Source organism: Mesorhizobium sp. Root554 (genome assembly GCF_001427025.1).
Taxonomy (GTDB): domain Bacteria; phylum Pseudomonadota; class Alphaproteobacteria; order Rhizobiales; family Rhizobiaceae; genus Mesorhizobium.
Genome location: NZ_LMGA01000001.1, coordinates 1,394,054 through 1,410,723, shown reverse-complemented (window position 1 = coordinate 1,410,723; position 16,670 = coordinate 1,394,054). Strand labels below are relative to the sequence as shown.

Annotated in this window: 15 protein-coding genes; 6 read left to right on the top strand and 9 right to left on the bottom strand. The window is 62.8% G+C overall.

Annotation, left to right across the window (positions count from 1 at the left end; genetic code table 11):
• Positions 1–161: 161 nt before the first annotated feature.
• The gene (gene parC, locus ASD44_RS06810; RefSeq protein WP_056110065.1) at positions 162–2,480 is read left to right on the top strand and encodes a DNA topoisomerase IV subunit A; all 2,319 of its coding nucleotides are present in this window, start codon (positions 162–164) and stop codon (positions 2,478–2,480) included.
• Here parC and ASD44_RS06805 read toward each other — a convergent pair.
• Positions 2,477–2,938 (bottom strand): helix-turn-helix domain-containing protein, encoded by a 462-nt coding sequence (locus ASD44_RS06805; protein ID WP_082542400.1) that lies wholly within the window; start codon positions 2,936–2,938, stop codon positions 2,477–2,479. The genes parC and ASD44_RS06805 overlap by 4 nt on opposite strands.
• 236 nt (positions 2,939–3,174) lie before the next feature.
• On the opposite strand from ASD44_RS06805, the gene ASD44_RS06800 reads away from it, so the two are divergent.
• Entirely contained in the window at positions 3,175–4,386 is a 1,212-nt protein-coding gene (locus tag ASD44_RS06800) for an AI-2E family transporter (RefSeq protein WP_056110063.1), read from the top strand.
• On the opposite strand, the gene ASD44_RS06795 is transcribed toward ASD44_RS06800, so the two are convergent.
• The 4 genes from ASD44_RS06795 to ASD44_RS06780 form a co-directional block, all read right to left on the bottom strand.
• Complete coding sequence (locus tag ASD44_RS06795; RefSeq protein WP_056110061.1) at positions 4,374–5,270, bottom strand: DMT family transporter; 897 nt, start codon at positions 5,268–5,270, stop codon at positions 4,374–4,376. The genes ASD44_RS06800 and ASD44_RS06795 overlap by 13 nt on opposite strands.
• A 127-nt stretch (positions 5,271–5,397) precedes the next feature.
• Positions 5,398–6,156 (bottom strand): arginyltransferase, encoded by a 759-nt coding sequence (locus ASD44_RS06790; RefSeq protein WP_056110059.1) that lies wholly within the window; start codon positions 6,154–6,156, stop codon positions 5,398–5,400.
• A 138-nt stretch (positions 6,157–6,294) separates the two neighbouring features.
• Complete coding sequence (locus ASD44_RS06785; RefSeq protein ID WP_056110057.1) at positions 6,295–6,765, bottom strand: RDD family protein; 471 nt, start codon at positions 6,763–6,765, stop codon at positions 6,295–6,297.
• A gap of 73 nt (positions 6,766–6,838) precedes the next feature.
• Positions 6,839–7,804: an alpha/beta hydrolase gene (locus ASD44_RS06780; RefSeq protein ID WP_320409829.1), complete on the bottom strand. Its 966-nt coding sequence runs from the start codon at positions 7,802–7,804 to the stop codon at positions 6,839–6,841.
• Between ASD44_RS06780 and opgC the strand changes: the two genes are divergently transcribed.
• Positions 7,721–8,893, top strand: a complete 1,173-nt coding sequence (gene opgC, locus ASD44_RS06775; protein ID WP_056115597.1) for an OpgC domain-containing protein — start codon at positions 7,721–7,723, stop codon at positions 8,891–8,893. The genes ASD44_RS06780 and opgC overlap by 84 nt on opposite strands.
• Positions 8,894–8,895: 2 nt before the next feature.
• Here the strand turns inward: opgC and ASD44_RS06770 are convergent, their stop codons facing one another.
• Positions 8,896–9,975, bottom strand: coding sequence for a LacI family DNA-binding transcriptional regulator (locus tag ASD44_RS06770; RefSeq protein ID WP_056110052.1), 1,080 nt, complete (start codon positions 9,973–9,975; stop codon positions 8,896–8,898).
• A gap of 318 nt (positions 9,976–10,293) precedes the next feature.
• Positions 10,294–11,088 (bottom strand): exodeoxyribonuclease III, encoded by a 795-nt coding sequence (gene xth / locus ASD44_RS06765; RefSeq protein WP_056110050.1) that lies wholly within the window; start codon positions 11,086–11,088, stop codon positions 10,294–10,296.
• 137 nt (positions 11,089–11,225) lie between these two features.
• Between xth and ASD44_RS06760 the strand changes: the two genes are divergently transcribed.
• Positions 11,226–12,710 (top strand): nucleobase:cation symporter-2 family protein, encoded by a 1,485-nt coding sequence (locus tag ASD44_RS06760; RefSeq protein ID WP_056110048.1) that lies wholly within the window; start codon positions 11,226–11,228, stop codon positions 12,708–12,710.
• A gap of 36 nt (positions 12,711–12,746) precedes the next feature.
• Here the strand turns inward: ASD44_RS06760 and ASD44_RS06755 are convergent, their stop codons facing one another.
• Together ASD44_RS06755 and erpA are read right to left on the bottom strand one after the other, a co-directional pair.
• Positions 12,747–13,130, bottom strand: coding sequence for a VOC family protein (locus ASD44_RS06755; protein WP_056110046.1), 384 nt, complete (start codon positions 13,128–13,130; stop codon positions 12,747–12,749).
• Between the two features lie 2 nt (positions 13,131–13,132).
• Positions 13,133–13,480: an iron-sulfur cluster insertion protein ErpA gene (erpA, locus tag ASD44_RS06750; RefSeq protein ID WP_056110044.1), complete on the bottom strand. Its 348-nt coding sequence runs from the start codon at positions 13,478–13,480 to the stop codon at positions 13,133–13,135.
• Between the two features lie 76 nt (positions 13,481–13,556).
• On the opposite strand from erpA, the gene ASD44_RS06745 reads away from it, so the two are divergent.
• Together ASD44_RS06745 and argS are read left to right on the top strand one after the other, a co-directional pair.
• Positions 13,557–14,789 carry a deoxyguanosinetriphosphate triphosphohydrolase gene (locus tag ASD44_RS06745; protein WP_056110043.1) on the top strand — a complete coding sequence of 411 codons (1,233 nt, stop codon included), beginning with the start codon at positions 13,557–13,559 and terminating at the stop codon, positions 14,787–14,789.
• Between the two features lie 79 nt (positions 14,790–14,868).
• Positions 14,869–16,626: an arginine--tRNA ligase gene (gene argS, locus ASD44_RS06740; protein WP_056110041.1), complete on the top strand. Its 1,758-nt coding sequence runs from the start codon at positions 14,869–14,871 to the stop codon at positions 16,624–16,626.
• The last annotated feature ends 44 nt before the right edge of the window (positions 16,627–16,670 follow it).

Sequence of the window (16,670 nt, the reverse complement as noted above, 5' to 3'; positions counted from 1 at the left end):
AAATCGCGAGAAAAGGCAATTGCTCGCATTCCGGTCTGTTTCGGACATATGGCGATCTGATCAACTAGGCCGATCGTCGATTCCGGCAAGGCCGTTTGGGCGGCAGGATGCGCGATGCTTCGGCCCTTGCCGCGAATCAGCCGCTCGGATAGTTCGAAACCATGGGAAAAAGCCTTCTACCGCCCGGGAATGGCGGTGACGATCACATAGAGCCAGTCGACCTGAAGAAGGCGCTGGAGGAACGTTATCTCGCCTACGCATTGTCGACGATCATGCACCGGGCGCTGCCGGACGTTCGCGACGGTCTGAAGCCTGTGCATCGGCGCATCATGCATGCCATGCGGCTGCTGCGGCTGAACCCGGACCAGGGCTTCGCCAAGTGCGCCCGCATCGTCGGCGAGGTGATGGGTAAATTCCACCCGCATGGCGACCAGTCGATCTACGACGCGCTGGTGCGCCTGGCGCAGGATTTCTCCATGCGCTACCCGCTGGTCGATGGGCAGGGCAATTTCGGCAATATCGACGGCGATAACGCCGCCGCCATGCGCTATACCGAAGCGCGGATGACCGATGTCGCGACGGAGCTTCTGTTCGGCATCACCGAGGACGCGGTCGATTTCCGCCTGACCTACAATGAGGAGGACGAGGAGCCGTCCGTCCTGCCGGGCGCCTTCCCGAACCTGCTCGCCAATGGCTCGTCGGGCATCGCGGTCGGCATGGCGACCTCGATTCCGCCGCACAACGCCGCCGAGCTTCTGACGGCTGCACTTCACCTGATCGATAATCCGGCCGCTTCCGTGGCCGAGCTGATGACGCCGCCGGACGAATGGGCGGCGATCGAGGCGGAGGCGCGGGACAATCCCGAGGCGTTGCTGAAATGCAAGGTGCGCGGACCGGATTTTCCGACTGGCGGGACGGTGGTGGACGAGTGGCCGCTCATCGTCTCGGCTTACGAGAGCGGACGAGGCGGGTTTCGAGTCCGCGCCAAGTGGCTGCAGGAAGACCAGGGCAGGGGCACCTGGAACATCGTCGTCACCGAAATTCCCTACGGCGTGCAGAAGGCGCGGCTGATCGAGAAGATCGCCGAGCTTCTGATCGCCCGCAAGCTGCCGCTGCTGGAAGACATCCGCGACGAGAGCGCAGAGGACATCCGCGTCGTGCTGGTGCCGAAGAGCCGCACCGTCGACCCTGGCATACTGATGGAATCGCTGTTCAAGCTGACCGAGCTGGAAAGCCGCTTCCCGCTCAACATGAACGTTCTGTCTCGCGGCAAGGTGCCGAACGTGCTGTCGCTGAAGGGCGTGCTGCGCGAATGGCTCGACCATCGCCGCGACGTGCTCCTGCGCCGTTCCAACCACAGGCTCGCCGAGATCGAGCGGCGGCTGGAAATCCTCGCCGGCTACCTCGTCGCCTATCTCAACATCGACGAGGTGATCCGCATCATCCGCGAGGAGGACGAGCCCAAGGCCGTCATGATGGCGCGCTGGGAACTCACCGACGTTCAGGCGGAAGCGATCCTCAATCTCAGGCTGCGCCAGTTGCGCAAGCTGGAGGAGTTCGAAATCCGCAAGGAATTCGACGCGCTTTCGCAGGAAAAGAAGCAGATTGAGGAGCTTCTGGCCTCACAGGCGCGGCAGTGGAAGACGATCCGCTGGGAAATCGTCACCCTGCGCAAGAAGTTCGGACCGGACAGCGAGAACGGCGCGCGGCGCACGCAGTTCGCCGATGCGCCGGAGCACGATCTGACAGATATCGCCCATGCGATGATCGAGCGCGAGCCGGTCACCGTCGTCGTGTCGGAAAAGGGCTGGCTACGGGCGATGAAGGGCCACCTGACCGATCATTCGCTCCTAACCTTCAAGGAGGGCGATTCGCTAAAACTCGCCTTCCATGCGCAGACCACCGACAAGATCCTCGTCTTCACCACCGGCGGCAAGTTCTACACGATCGGCGCCGACCGGCTGCCGGGCGGTCGCGGCCATGGCGAGCCGATCCGCATCATTGTCGACATGGAAAACGACCAGGACATCGTCACCGCCTTCATTCATGACGCCAAGCGGCGGTTGCTGCTGGTTTCGCATGAGGGCAACGGTTTCGTGGTGCCGGAGGCGGAGGTCGTCGCCAATACCCGCAAGGGCAAGCAGGTGATGAACGTCAAGGCGCCGGACGAGGCCAAGCGCTGCCTGCCGCTCAGCGGCGATCACCTCGCCATCGTCGGCGAGAATCGCAAGATGCTGGTGTTCCCGTTGGCCGAGATTCCCGAGATGACGCGCGGCAAGGGCGTGCGGCTGCAAAAGTACAAGGATGGCGGGGTGCTGGACCTGAAAACCTTCGTCATGGAAAGCGGCCTTTCCTGGCAGGATTCGGCCGACCGCACATTCACCAAGACACGGGAAGAATTGCTGGAGTGGACCGGCGCGCGCGCAGCCGCCGGGCGCATGGTGCCGAAGGGTTTTCCGCGGACGGGAAAGTTCGGTTAGCGATCCCCGTTCGTGGCCAAGGATGCCGAAATGGCTGTAGCCTGAACGGCGAGCGTGTTCGAATCGGATGCCGCGTCCTCACCAACTGACTCGCGCATGCGGCGGGCGATCGGCCCGTAGCGTTCCGACCAGCCGATAACGGCCTCGAACACCGGTTTCAGGCCATGCACGGCTTCGCTGATTTCATATTCCACGCGCATGACGTTTTCGGCGTAGACCGTGCGCTTGACCAGCCCCTCGGTCTCGAGTTCGCGCAGGCGCAGCGACAGCATGTGCTGGGTGATGCCGGGGAGGGCGCGCTTCAACTCGCCGAACCGGCGGGTTTTCTGCGCCAGCACCCAGAGGATCTCGATCTTCCATTTTCCGGTCAGTGGCCGCATGGCCTCCAGAAATGTCACATAGGGCGCATCTGTCTTTTCGGCGCAGACGAATTCGGAGGGTCTTGCCGTCTGTCCCATGCGCGCTCCTCAAAAGCGTCGGCGCCGCAGCGCCGAGATCGATCGAACCCCTATGTATGAACTGAATCGCCATGCGCCATACCCGCGCCGGCATTTCATAGCAGGCTGCTGACAGAAAGAGACAGGTCGTTTGGCTTCTGGTCATGAATGCTGCACTATGATGCGAAATAATGCCGGGACGGGAAACAACGCCCACCGCTTCGCCTGAAGCGGCGCCGGCAAATCGGGGAACGCCTTTGAAGAAACCGGAAATCCGCAAGCTGGAACGCGAGCCGCGGCTGTTCGGCGTGGCCGCGCCCTTGCGCTCGGCCGTCATCCCGCCGCTTTCGGCGGCGCGCTGGCTTCTGGTGCTCATCGTTGCGGCCGGCGTCTATTTCTTCCACGGCTTCCTGTTCCCGGTGCTTGCGGCGCTTGTCATCGCCTTCGCCAGCTGGCCGCTCTACCGGCGGCTGCTGAACGCTATCGGCGGCAACAGAACGCTCGGCGCCACGCTCGCCATCCTGCTGATCCTGGCTTTCCTGGTGATTCCGATTTCGCTGGCCAGCACCTATGCCATCAACGAAATCCATGACTGGGTTGTCTGGGCCGTGGAGGCCAATAGAAACGGCGCGCCAACGCCGCACTGGATCACCACATTGCCGGTCATCGGCGCATGGCTGGGTGAACAGTGGCAGATCAACCTCGGTCATCGCGGTGGCGTCGGCGAGGTGATCCAACTGGTCAGCGGCGCCAACATCCGCTCGATTTACCAGACCGTGCTGGCGGCCGGCGGCAGCGCCTTCTCCATGCTTCTGACGATCCTGTTCATGCTGATCGCGCTGTTCTTCGCCTACCGCGACGGCGAGGGCTTCGCAGCGCAGGTCGACAGGCTGGGCGAGCGCATCCTGCCGGCGCGGTGGGAACGCATTTCACGCGTGGTGCCGGCGACGATTTCCTCGACCGTCATGGGCATGACAGTCATCGCCATCGGCGAAGGGCTTGTGCTCGGTGTCGCCTACTGGCTGGCCGGCGTTCCATCGCCGGTGACGCTCGGCGCGCTGACCGGCGTGATGGCGCTGATACCGGGCGGTGCGCCGCTGTCTTTCACGCTTGTCTCGATCTACCTTGCCGCCAGCGGATCGGTTTTTGCCGGTGGCGCCCTGTTCGTGTGGGGCGCCGTCGAACTCTTCATCGTCGATAAGACACTGCGGCCGAAGCTTGTCGGCGGGCCGATCAAGCTGCCGTTCCTGCCGACATTCTTCGGCCTGATCGGCGGCGTGAAGACGATGGGCTTCCTCGGCCTGTTCATCGGCCCGGTGCTGATGGCGCTTCTGGTGGCTATCTGGCGCGAATGGCTGCATGAGGCCGACGTGGTCGATGCCAACGAGGCCGCGGGAAGGCCGCTGGATGCGCCGGCGCAGGTCGAAATCCTGCCGCCACGGGTGGAGAAGCGATCTCAGGCCGGGTGACGTACGGCCAGAGCAGCGCGCCGCCGTCGGCCTTGATGAAGCTGCCATAGCGAGTGCGCGACCAGCGCAACGATGAGGATCGCGCCGCCGATCAGGCTGTTGCGGGTTGGAACCTCGGAAAAGATCATCCACACCCAGACCGGCGCGAGCACGGTTTCCAGCAGGTAGAACATCGCCACTTCGGGTCCGGAAAGGTGTCTGGGGGCCGCCGCCAGGCAGAAGAACGAAATCGGCATGATGACGGCGCCGTTGAAGACGATCCACCAAGGCGCCGAGACGTTGAAGCCAGTTTGCGCGACCATAAAGGCGGCGACCAGAAAGGGTGGCACCACGCCGATCAGGCTGGTGAAACCCATATCCTCGCCGCTGGCGCGTGAGATGGTGATGGCGGAGGCGATGAGGAAGGCCGACGACAGCGCCATGAGGTCGCCGAGCAGATGTCCAGATCCGATCGAATCGCCGACGATGATGCCGACACCGACGATCATCGCGGCCATGGCTGCAAAGGTTGCCGGGCGTGGCCGCTCGCGCAGGAAGAGCCATGACAGCAATGCCGCGAACATGGTGTTGAAGGCGAGAATGAAGACCAGATTGGCCGTGGTGGTGTTGTAGACGCCGGTGATGAAGGTGATGGAGCCGAGCCCGTAGAGTAGCGCGACGAGAAAGCCCCGCTTGCCGGGGATCAGGCGGGGCACCGTCGGCGTCATTGCACGCCATGCGGCCCACATCACCAGCGTCGCGGCGAGGGTGGTGGCTGTGCGCAGCAACAGGATGGACCAGGCCTCGCCGTCGCCAAGCCTGATGAGGGGGATGTCGAACGTCAGCGTCAACCCGCCTGCCACAGCCAGCAGCAGGCCCTTCGAATGTTCTGTGTGAACGGGCATATCGAGCTCATGAACGGGTTGGGCGCAGTGCGGCGGGTGTCGGCAGATAGCATCAGATGCCTGTCCGGACCAGCGCTGCAGCCGTTGAAACAGATTATGGGTTCTGTCGGAAGGGATCGAAGCGCCGCTAGAGGGCTTCCTCGTCGTAGCGTTCCCAGCCCTTGGGGCCGAGATGCTCCTGGGGGGTGAAGCGCATCTTGTAGTTCATCTTGCGCGAGCCGTTGACCCAATAGCCCAGATAAACGTGCGGCAGGCCCATGGCCCTGGCGCGGGCGATATGGTCGAGGATCATGAAGGTGCCGAGCGAGCGATCCTCCATTTCAGGATCGAAATAGGAATAGACCATGGATAGGCCGTCGGCCATCTGGTCGGTCAACGCCACGGCGATCAATTCGCCCCGGCCCTTGCCGGTGACGAAAGTGTCGGGACCGCGGCGACGGTATTCGATGACCTTGGTGTCGACATGCGTGTCCTCCACCATCATGGCGTAGTCGAGCACCGTCATGTCCGACATGCCGCCCTTGCGGTGACGTGCGTCGAGATAGGCGCGGAACAGCGAATACTGCTCGGTGGATGGTTCGGCGTCGTGCATGAAGCCGACGAGATCGGAATTTTGCTGCGTCACCCGGCGCATGTTGCGGCTGGGTGTGAAATCATTGGCCAGGATGCGCACCGACACGCAGGCGCGGCATGTCTCGCAGGCAGGGCGGTAGGCGATGTTCTGCGACCGTCTGAACCCGCCCTGCGTCAGCAGGTCGTTCATCTCCGACGCTTTGTCTCCGACCAGGTGGGTGAAGACCTTGCGCTCAAACTGACCCTCCAGATACGGGCATGGCGAAGGCGCTGTCAGGAAGAACTGCGGAGACTGGGTCGGGTGCTGCGTCATCGAGCCTGGAAAGCACTCCCACGATTCACCATACCTTTGGCCCGGTTGGTGAAAAATTCAACAGGATTATGACCGCCGGCGGCGCGCCGGCGTTCACAATTGAGGATAAACGGTGCATAGGGCGGCCCGTCGGGCCGCTCAGGGATCGGAGCGGATCACGACGGTGCCCAAAAGCAGGTCGTGCAAGGTGCGCTTGCGGTCGGTGAAAAGCGTAACCAACAACACCAGCGGCGTCAGGATGACGTTGCCAGCCCAGAACAGAACCGAATGCACCACCGCCGTCAGGCCGTCGATTCGCGTCCCGTCGAGCCGTTCCAGCCGGATGCCCATGGCTTTCATACCAAGGGTGGCCTGGTTCCTGCCGCCAAGCGTGTTCCACACATAGACGATGGCGACGGCGGGAACGAGGGCGCCGAACAGCATCCAGCCAAGCCCGAGCGTCAAGATACCGAGCAAAAACACCAGTATGCCGAAGGGTATGGTGAGCAGTCCGACGATCAGATAGTCGATGACGCAGGCGAATATCCGGCGCGTGCGCACGCCATCATAAGCGCGGGCATCGTCCAGCCTCGTGGTGATGATCTCGCCATCCAGCGCGCGTGCTTCCATTTCCGTCCTCATATCTCCACCGGTCAAAGAAGCCGGCCAGTTATAATCGAAATGGTGCCGGAAAGGTTGCCATTCAAGGCTTAGGCGAAGCTGTTCCCGCTCTATGGGCATCGCGCTCTCCCAGCCAGCGCCGGGCGGCCGCCGCATCCTCGGCGCCGAATTCGTGCCCGAGCGGCACGGTCTGGGCTTCCACGCCAGCGCCTTGCCTTTCCAGAAGATCAGCGAGCGCGGGCGTATATTGCCCGTAGGTCTCGTCCGCCGCACCGCCGATCACCAGAATGCGGGTGCCAGCGAGATTTGTGACGGGCGTTTCGTCAAGCACCGGCATCGCGCGCAGGAGAATCGCCTGCCGGATGAGGCCGGGATGGAGAAGCATGGCGCTCGAGATCAGGTTGGCCCCGTTGGAATAGCCGAGGAAGACGGTTCGGGAGAGGTCGAGCCGCTCTGCGAAACTCATTTCCGCGATGAAGTCGGCGAAGTCCGCGGCTTCGGAGCGGATGCTCTTCTGATCGAACCGGGTTGGCGTGATTCGCGCGAACCAGCGCATTCCGCCTTCCTGGGGGATGCGGCCGCGCACCGCGATCAGGGCATCGTCCGGGCCGATCTGGCGAGCCAGCGGAACAAGCGTCGTTTCGTCGACGCCGGAACCGTGAAGCAAAACAAGCCTGCGTCCGCCTGGATATTCGGCCGGGTAAAGCCGGTAGGCAAAAGCCTCTTCCACCAGCAATTCCGGGGTTTCCAGAGGGATTCCGCCCCCTTTGCCATCATCATGTTTTTGCATCGTATTTCCTCGTTTTGCCGGCTTCAAAACGAAATATTTTCGACATGGCCCAAAGTTGATCCACGCCGACGCAATTCGAGCGGCTTTCGGCTGGATACGGACTTTTCCTTCGTCCGCAAAGCAATATCTGGGCGGAGCGGGATTCGTTCGAGAATGCAGTTTGAGGGAAATCTGATGATCACGACAGTCCCGGCGGAGCGGGACACGCGCATAGACGTGCTGCGTGCCCTTGCGCTCCTGATGATCTACATCGATCACGTTCCCGGAACGATTTTCGAGACCCTCACCTACAAGAATTTCGGATTCTCCGATGCGGCGGAAGCATTCGTGCTGATTTCCGGCATGTCGGTGGCGCTGGCTTATGGCGGCAAATTCCAACCGGGCAACCGGCTGTTCGCGACGCTGAAGATGTGGCGGCGGACCGGCGTTCTTTACGCTTCGCATATCGTCGCCTCGGTCGCGTCCATCGCGATCTTCTGCGCTGCCGGGATCTTCTTCAAACGTCCCGATCTTCTGTGGCAGAACAATATCGGCGCGCTGATATCGAATCCGCCGGAAGCGCTGCTCGGGCTCGCCACGCTTGGACACCAGATCGGCTACAACAACATCCTGTCGCTTTATGCAGTGCTTCTGTTCCTCGCTCCGGCGATCCTGCTGCTGACCGGCTATGGGACTGTGCTCGTGCTGGCGCTGTCAGGCGGCCTGTGGCTCGTTGCCGGCCTTTGGCAGATCGCGCCCCCAAACTATCCGGAACCGGGCTTCTGGTTCCTCAACCCGCTCTCATGGCAGTTTCTGTTCACCATCGGCATGGTGAGCGTGCTGCATGTTCGGCGTGGTAGCCGCATAACGGTAAACCGCTGGCTGGTCGGCGCGGCGCTGTTTTATGTGGCTGCGGCGCTCGTCTGGGTGCACAGCCCATTGTGGGGCAGGGAGAACTGGCTGGGGCTTCCCGCGGTGATCACCGGATTCGACAAGACGTTTCTGTCGCTGCCGCGGCTGCTGCACATACTCGCGGTCTCCTATCTGGTCGTCGCCATTCCCGCCGTTTCACGGCTCTTCCGGCGCCGGACCGATCATCCGCTCGCCATTCTGGGCAAGCGGTCGCTGCCCATCTTCATCGCCGGCACGGTCATCGCGATGGTGGCTCAGGTCATCCGAATCGTCAGCCCCGGCAACCTCCTGGACGACACGCTGCTCATCGTCACCGGAATCGCGATGCAGTTCGCGCTCGCCTACTATCTGGAATGGGTGTCGCGGCTCGGCTGGTCCGACAAGGTCAAGCCGGTGCGCGAGCCGCATCCGGTCCTTGCAGCGACCCCTTTGCCGGCGATGACAAACGTTCGGTAATGCTAGTCGGCCGCTCTGGCGGTGGACCCTCTCACGAGCAATTCCACCGGCAGCATCTGGCGGCGGATTGTCTCGTCGTGCTGCAGGATCGCCTCGACGGCCAGCCGGCCCATTTCGCTGGTGGGCTGCGCGATCGTCGTCAGCGAGGGGTTTGAGACGGCGCTTTCCGGCACGCCGTCGAAGCCGACGATCGAGACTTCGCGCGGCACGGAGATGCCGCGCACGCGCAGCCAGTCGAGCGCGTGGAGCGCGATGCGGTCCGACATGGCGAGCAGCGCCGTCGGCTTTGCCGGCTGGCTGAACAGATGCTCGAGACCTGCGTGGACGGTCGCCTCGTCATTGGCGGTCTCATAGGTTGGCACCTTACCCGTATCGACGCCGAATTCCCTCAGCACATCGAAATAGCCGTGGAGCCGGTCGCGCGTGCCTGAATAGATGGCCTTATCGACGCGCTCGGGCGAAACCGGGCCATAGGTGTCGTCATCCGAAAAGGGCATGGACAGAACGCCGAAGCGCCGGTGTCCGAGTTCGGTCAAATGCCTCGCCGCCAATTGCGCCCCGGCGCGATCGTCGACGCCGATGGCGGCGATGGTCTCATCATCGAAGCCAAAGTCGAGCGCCACGAAGGGCAGCTTGCGTTCGCGGGTGAGTTCCACCAGCCGCGAACCACCTTCGACGCAGAACACAATGAAGCCGTCCACCAGCGCGCTCTGGATGTTCCAGGCGATCTGTTCGCTGTTGGCGGCCGAGACGAGCGATATGCCGGCCCCTGTGGCGTCGCAGGCCTGGGTGATGCCGGACATGACGGCGCGGGCGAACGGGTCATCGAAGAAATAGGAGAGGGGCTCCGCCGTGGCGACGCCGATGGCGTTGACCTTGCCGGCACGCAGCAGCCTGCCTTTTGGATCAGGACCGTTATAACCCAGCTTGTCGGCCGCGGCCTTCACGCGTTCGCGCACTTCCTCGCGAACTATATCGGGATGGCTGAAGACGTTGGATGCGGTGCCGTGCGATACGCCGGCCTCCTTCGCCACGTCGGCAAGTCGTATCGGTCTGACGGTTCCGGCGGCGTATTTAGGCATCAATGCTCTCTAGCCCCTGCCGCGCTCTAGCACAAATCTTGGATCGATCCAAGTTTTGCTTGACATTTTGCTGAACGGCTCTATTTTTGAATCGATCCAATTGGCGCAATGGCCGATTAAATTGAACCGATCCAATCAGGAGAAAAAAGATGCATCCCGTCGATTATCTATTCGAAGACATCTATCGCAACTATTGGGGCATCTCGCCCGTGAAGGATGCAAGCGCGCCACCGCGCCGTACAAAGCCGGCAAGGCTGGCTGCGCGGTCGCTTTTCAAAAGCGACCGTCGCTGATCGCGACGCTGGTCAGTGCGCCGGATCAGGCCGCCGCAAGGTCCAGTTCGATGGCCACCGGCACATGGTCCGATGGCTTCTCCCAAGCCCGTACATGCTTTTCGATGAACGCCGACGAGAAACGGTTCGCAGCTTCCGGCGACAGCAGCAGATGGTCTATGCGGATGCCGTTGTTCTTCTGCCAGGCGCCTGCCTGATAGTCCCAGAAGGTGTAGGTGTCCGGCGCGTCGGTCACGGCGCGGATCGCCTCGGTGAAGCCGAGGTTCATCAGCCTGCGGAATGATTGCCGCGTTTGCGGCTGGAACAGCGCATCGTTCACCCAGTTTTCGGGATGCCGGGCGTCCATCGGCTCGGGAATGACGTTGTAGTCGCCCGCCAGAACCAAGGCCTCCTCGAGCGCCAGCCGCTCGGCTGCCCAGCGTTCCAGCCGTGCCATCCACGACAATTTGTAGGGGAACTTCACCGCGTCATCGATGGGGTTGCCGTTCGGCAGATAGAGCGAAACGACCCGCAGCGCGCCCTCGGTGGTGGAAAACACGCCCTCGATGAAGCGCGCCTGTTCGTCGGCATCGTCGCCCGGCAGGCCGCGGTTGACCTCGTCGAACCGCAGCTTCGACAGGATGGCGACGCCGTTGAAGCCTTTCTGGCCATGCGTCTCGACATTGTAGCCGAGCGCCTCGATCTCGGCGCGCGGGAACTGGTCGTCGACCGTCTTGATCTCCTGCAGGCAGACGATGTCGGGCGCACTCTCATTCAGCCAGTGAAGGAGGTTGCCGATACGGGCCCTGACGCCATTGATGTTCCAGGTGACGATTTTCATGAAAAACCTGCGAGTATTTCAAATACTTCTTGATAGCGGACGCGGCGGTTGACGGCGATCCTGCACTATCCTTCGCGCGAAGGAAACCGGTTCTGGTCGGCATACCGAAGCGGTCAACAAATAAGGGGAACAATGCCATGTCATCCACGTCACATCCCGTGGACGAGGTGCTGCCCGCACCTCGTCTTGCTGCGCTGGGCATCCAGCATGTGCTGGTCATGTACGCCGGCGCCATCGCCGTTCCGCTCATCATCGGCCGGGCGCTGAAGCTCAGCCCGGAAGACGTCGCCTTCCTGATTTCCGCAGACCTGTTCGTCTGCGGACTCGTCACGCTGATACAGTCGTTTGGCGCAACGCAATGGTTCGGCATCAAGCTGCCGGTCATGATGGGCGTAACTTTCGCCGCGGTCGGGCCGATGGCGGCCATGGCCGGCTCGCATCCGGGGCCGGACGGGGCGCGGATGATCTTCGGCGCCATCATCGGCGCCGGCATCGTCGCCATGCTGATCGCGCCTGCGGTCAGCCGGATGCTGCGCTTCTTTCCGCCGGTGGTGACCGGCACCATCATCGTGGTGATCGGCGCGTCGCTGATGCGCATCGGCATCAACTGGATATTCGGCAACCCGGTCGGGCCGACCGCGCCGAAGCTGGTGGCGCCGGAAAACGCCGCCTGGCTGAAGGCGGTCGCCGATCTCGCCGCGCAGCCGGGTTCGACCGTGCCGCCGGTGCCGCCTGGCCTGGGACTTGCCGCCTCGATGCCGAATGCCGCCTACGCGCCCGTGGCCGGCGTCGCCATCTCCGCTGTCGTGCTGGTGGCGATCCTGCTGATCGCCCGCTTCGGTAGGGGCTTCGTCGCCAACATCGCCGTGCTGCTCGGCATCATCATTGGCGGTGTGCTGACCGCTGCGCTCGGCATGATGCATTTCGAGAAGGTCGGGCAGGCGGGCTGGTTCGCGCTGATCGAACCGCTGCGCTTCGGCATCCCGATCTTCGACCCCATCCTTATCCTGACCATGACACTGGTGATGATCGTGGTCATGATCGAATCGACCGGCATGTTCCTGGCGCTCGGTGAGATGACCGGCAAGAAGGTGACGCAGCCGATGCTTTCGGCCGGGCTGCGCACCGACGGTCTCGGCACGCTGATCGGCGGGCTGTTCAACACATTTCCCTACACGTCGTTCTCGCAGAATGTCGGTCTCGTCGGCGTCACCGGCGTGAAGAGCCGCTTCGTCTGCGTCGCCGGCGGCGTCGTGCTGATGGTGCTCGGGCTGGTGCCGAAGATGGGCGCGCTGGTCGAGGCGCTGCCGACCTTCGTGCTCGGCGGGGCAGGGCTGGTCATGTTCGGCATGGTCGCGGCCACCGGCATCCGTATCCTGTCGAATGTCGACTTCCGCACCAACCGCAACAATCTGTTCGTGGTGGCGGTGTCGGTCGGCTTCGGCATGATTCCGCTGGTGGCGCCGGACTTCAAGATGTGGATGCCGCATGTGCTGCATCCGCTGCTGGAATCCGGCATCCTGCTGGCTTCGGTTTCGGCGGTGGTGCTGAATGCCTTCTTCAACGGCATGGCGGCCGACACGCACGATGCCCGTGAGGCGGCAATGGCGGCGGACGCCTAGCGCCTTCGGCAAGGACGCGCGAAAGCGGCTGCGATGTCAGCCGCTTTTGCGTTCCACGAGGCTGATTGTGTTGCCGCCGGGGTCTTTCAGGAACGCCATCCACTCGCTCTCGCCGGCCGGGCCGAAAAGCCCTTCCGTGTCATGGTGGACGAGCGCAGGCGCAGTCGTGAACGGCACTCCACCAGCCGCGGCGGCTGCGTGAAATCCGTCAAGATCGGATATATCGAGATAGACGGTTCCGGGCTGCACGCCGTCGGTGAACAGCAACCTTGTGTCCCCGGCTATGATAAACGCTATGCCGGGCGGATCGAAGCGGGAATGGACGCCCATGCCCAACACCTCGCTCCAGAACGCCAGCGTTGCGTCGAGATCGCGCCCGGCCGAGAGCGCGACCTGCCGGACCGCGCCGATGGCCGGCATGGCTACAGGGAAAAACTCGTGCCGCAGCCGCAGGATGCGACAGCGTTGGGGTTCCTGATCTGGAAGGACTGGCCCATCAGATCATCGACGAAATCGATCACCGAACCGCCCATATAGACGAGCGACAGATCGTCGATGAGCACGGTTGCGCCATCTTTTTCGATGGCGACGTCGTCGTCGTTGCGGTTTTCCACCAGATCGAACTTGTAGGAAAAGCCTGAACAGCCGCCGCCTTCGACGGAAACGCGCAGCGCCGTCTTGCCCGGATCGCCGGACACAATTCTGGCGATCCGCTTCGCAGCGGCATCGGTCATTTCAACTTTCATGGCGGTCTTGGCATCCGCGCCCATCGGCGTCACCTTGCGTTCGGTTGCATCTGATAGGTATGAACCCGGACGGGGCAAGTCAACAGCATCGGCCAGCGAGATGAACGAAGAGCGCAAAGCCGGGGAGGCTCTCGGCGATATCGGATTCGGGTATCGTCCGCGCGCGTCCTATGCCTGCGATCCGGCGCGAACCCGAGGACGCCTGTTCGCCGAGCCCGAAAGCCCGACGCGCACGCCGTTCCAGCGCGACCGCGACCGGATCATCCATTCGACCGCCTTCCGCCGCCTCAAGCACAAGACGCAGGTGTTTGTCGCGCATGAAGGCGACCATTACCGCACCCGGCTCACCCATACGATCGAGGTGGCGCAGATCGCGCGGGCTCTGGCGCGCGCCTTGCGGGTGGACGAGGACCTCGCCGAGGCGGTGGCGCTGGTGCACGATTTCGGCCACACGCCGTTCGGCCATACCGGCGAGGATGCTCTCAACGACAAGATGAAGGCCTGGGGCGGCTTCGATCACAACGCCCAGTCGCTGCGGATCGTGACGCGGCTGGAGCGCCGCTACGCCGAGTTCGACGGACTGAACCTCAGCTGGGAGACGCTGGAAGGCCTGGTCAAGCACAATGGCCCGTTGACGGACGGTCACGGGAAGGGCCTGCACGGCCCGGTGCCGCAAGCGATCCGCGATTATAACGAGCTGGATAATCTCGAACTCAGCCGTTTTGCCGGAATTGAAGCGCAGTGCGCGGCGATTGCCGACGACATCGCCTACAACACCCATGACATTGACGACGGTCTGCGCTCCGGTTTGCTGACGCTCGACATGCTGGAGGGGCTGGCATTGCCGGGCTCGATCCTGGCCGCGGTACGGCAGCGCTATCCCGGGCTGGATGACGTGCGCAGCGGTCATGAACTGATGCGGCGGCAGATCACCGCGATGGTCGAGGATACAATCGTGACCGCCGGCGAAAACCTGGCCCGCCTGAGTCCGCAGAGGCCGGACGACGTCCGTGGCGCAAGGCAAAAGGTGGTCGGTTTTTCGCCGGCCATGGCAGCAGGCGAGAAGGAGCTGAAATCCTTCCTCTACAAGCATCTCTATCGCCATGCCGAGGTCATGCGGGTGCGGGCCGATGCGGAAAAAGTCGTGACCGACCTGTTCGACGCCTACTTCGCCGACCCGCGGGCGATGCCGGACGGCTGGCGCGAGGGGCTGGACAGGGCCGAGGACCGCATCAAGGCGCGAAGCGTCGCCGATTTCCTGGCCGGTATGACGGACACCTACGCGCTCAAGGAACACCGCCGCCTGTTTGACCGGACACCGGATTTGAGCTAGGGCGGGCCAAAATCCGCTTTTAAGTTGAAATCACGGAAAACGTGAAATTTCGGCCTGATATTTTCTACGAAAGCCAGCCATGAACATCTTCGCCGATTTCAGTGCGCGAATCATAAAAGCCGTCGAAGCCTTTGATCTCAAAGGCAAAGATGGCGCTATGCTGGATCTTTCGCGCGTGGCGGTCGAGCCGCCGCGCGACGCCAGTCACGGCGATCTCGCCACCAATGCCGCGATGGTGCTGGCCAAGCCGGCGGGACAGAACCCGCGCGCGCTGGCCGAACGCCTCGTCGAAGCGTTGAAGGGGGACGGCGACGTCGCCAGCGCCGAGGTCGCCGGGCCGGGCTTCGTCAATCTCAGGCTGACGGGCAGCTTCTGGCAGGCGCATCTGGCCGACTTGCTGGCGGAAGGCCGTAATTACGGGCGTTCGACGGTCGGGAAGGGCCGCCGGGCCAATGTCGAGTATGTCTCGGCCAATCCGACCGGCCCGATGCATGTGGGGCACTGCCGGGGCGCCGTGGTCGGCGACACGCTCGCCAATCTCATGGCTTTCGCCGGCTATGAGGTGACAAAGGAATACCTCATCAACGATGCGGGCGCGCAGATCGATGTGCTCGGCCGTTCGGCGCTGCTTCGCTACCGGGAAGCGCTGGGCGACGACATCGGTGAAATCCCTGCCGGCCTCTATCCGGGCGACTATCTTGTTCCGGTCGGACAGGCGCTGGCGCAGGAGTTCGGCCGGGCGCTGCTGCAGATGCCGGATGACGAGGCGCTTGCCATCGTCAAAGACAGGACCATCGACGCGATGATGGCGATGATCCGGGATGACCTCGCCCTCCTGAACGTCAAACACGATCTGTTCGTGTCCGAGCGTTCGCTGCATGCCAACAATGCCAAGGCGATCCGGTCGGCGATCGCCGACCTGACGCTCAAGGGCCATATCTACAAGGGCAAGCTGCCACCGCCGAAAGGTGAAAGGCCGGACGACTGGGAAGATCGCGAGCAGACGCTGTTTCGCTCCACCGACGTCGGGGACGACCTCGACCGGGCGCTGATCAAGTCCGACGGTTCGTTCACTTATTTCGCCGCTGACGTCGCCTATCTCAAGGACAAGGTGGATCGCGGCTTCGACGATCTGATCTATGTACTCGGCGCTGACCACGGCGGGTACGTCAAGCGGCTGGAAGCGCTGGCGCGCGCCGTCGCCGGCGACAAGGTCAAGCTCACAGTGCTGCTTTGCCAGTTGGTCCGCTTGTTCCGCGACGGCGAGCCGGTGCGGATGTCGAAGCGTTCGGGCGATTTCGTGACGCTGCGCGAAGTGGTGGAGGAGGTGGGCCGCGACCCGATCCGCTTCATGATGCTCTATCGCAAGAACGACGCGCCGCTCGATTTCGATTTCGCCAAGGTCACCGAGCAGTCGAAGGACAACCCGGTTTTCTATGTGCAGTACGCATCGGCGCGCTGCCATTCCGTATTCCGGCAGGCGGCGGAGCAGTTTCCACGCGACAGTTTCAGCCGCGAGGTTCTGGTGCCGGAGTTGCCATCGCTGACCGACGAAGGTGAGATCGGTCTCATCCGCAAGCTCGCCGAATACCCGCGGCTGATCGAGCAGGCAGCGCTTTCGCTGGAGCCGCATAGGCTTGCATTCTATCTCTACGATCTCGCCAGCACCTTCCATGCGCATTGGAACAGGGGCACGGAAAATCCGGACTTACGTTTTGTTAAGGTTAACGACCGACAATCAACCTATGCCAGACTAGGGCTGGTGCAGGCCGTTTCGGATGTTTTGACATCCGGCCTGACGTTGATCGGGGCCGATGCGCCCACGGAGATGCGTTAGGTCCGACCCCGGAACCCTGACACCTTTTGCCCACATTGCGCTGG

Coding starts and splice junctions, on each gene's coding strand:
- ASD44_RS06745 (WP_056110043.1), top strand. CDS start 13,557: ATGAACGAAGAGCGCAAAGCCGGGGAGGCTCTCGGCGATATCGGATTC.
- ASD44_RS06790 (WP_056110059.1), bottom strand. CDS start 6,156: ATGACGCAGCACCCGACCCAGTCTCCGCAGTTCTTCCTGACAGCGCCT.
- ASD44_RS06755 (WP_056110046.1), bottom strand. CDS start 13,130: ATGCCGGCCATCGGCGCGGTCCGGCAGGTCGCGCTCTCGGCCGGGCGC.
- erpA (WP_056110044.1), bottom strand. CDS start 13,480: ATGGGCGCGGATGCCAAGACCGCCATGAAAGTTGAAATGACCGATGCC.
- xth (WP_056110050.1), bottom strand. CDS start 11,088: ATGAAAATCGTCACCTGGAACATCAATGGCGTCAGGGCCCGTATCGGC.
- ASD44_RS06785 (WP_056110057.1), bottom strand. CDS start 6,765: ATGGAAGCACGCGCGCTGGATGGCGAGATCATCACCACGAGGCTGGAC.
- parC (WP_056110065.1), top strand. CDS start 162: ATGGGAAAAAGCCTTCTACCGCCCGGGAATGGCGGTGACGATCACATA.
- argS (WP_056110041.1), top strand. CDS start 14,869: ATGAACATCTTCGCCGATTTCAGTGCGCGAATCATAAAAGCCGTCGAA.
- opgC (WP_056115597.1), top strand. CDS start 7,721: ATGATCACGACAGTCCCGGCGGAGCGGGACACGCGCATAGACGTGCTG.
- ASD44_RS06795 (WP_056110061.1), bottom strand. CDS start 5,270: ATGCCCGTTCACACAGAACATTCGAAGGGCCTGCTGCTGGCTGTGGCA.
- ASD44_RS06760 (WP_056110048.1), top strand. CDS start 11,226: ATGTCATCCACGTCACATCCCGTGGACGAGGTGCTGCCCGCACCTCGT.
- ASD44_RS06770 (WP_056110052.1), bottom strand. CDS start 9,975: ATGCCTAAATACGCCGCCGGAACCGTCAGACCGATACGACTTGCCGAC.
- ASD44_RS06805 (WP_082542400.1), bottom strand. CDS start 2,938: ATGGGACAGACGGCAAGACCCTCCGAATTCGTCTGCGCCGAAAAGACA.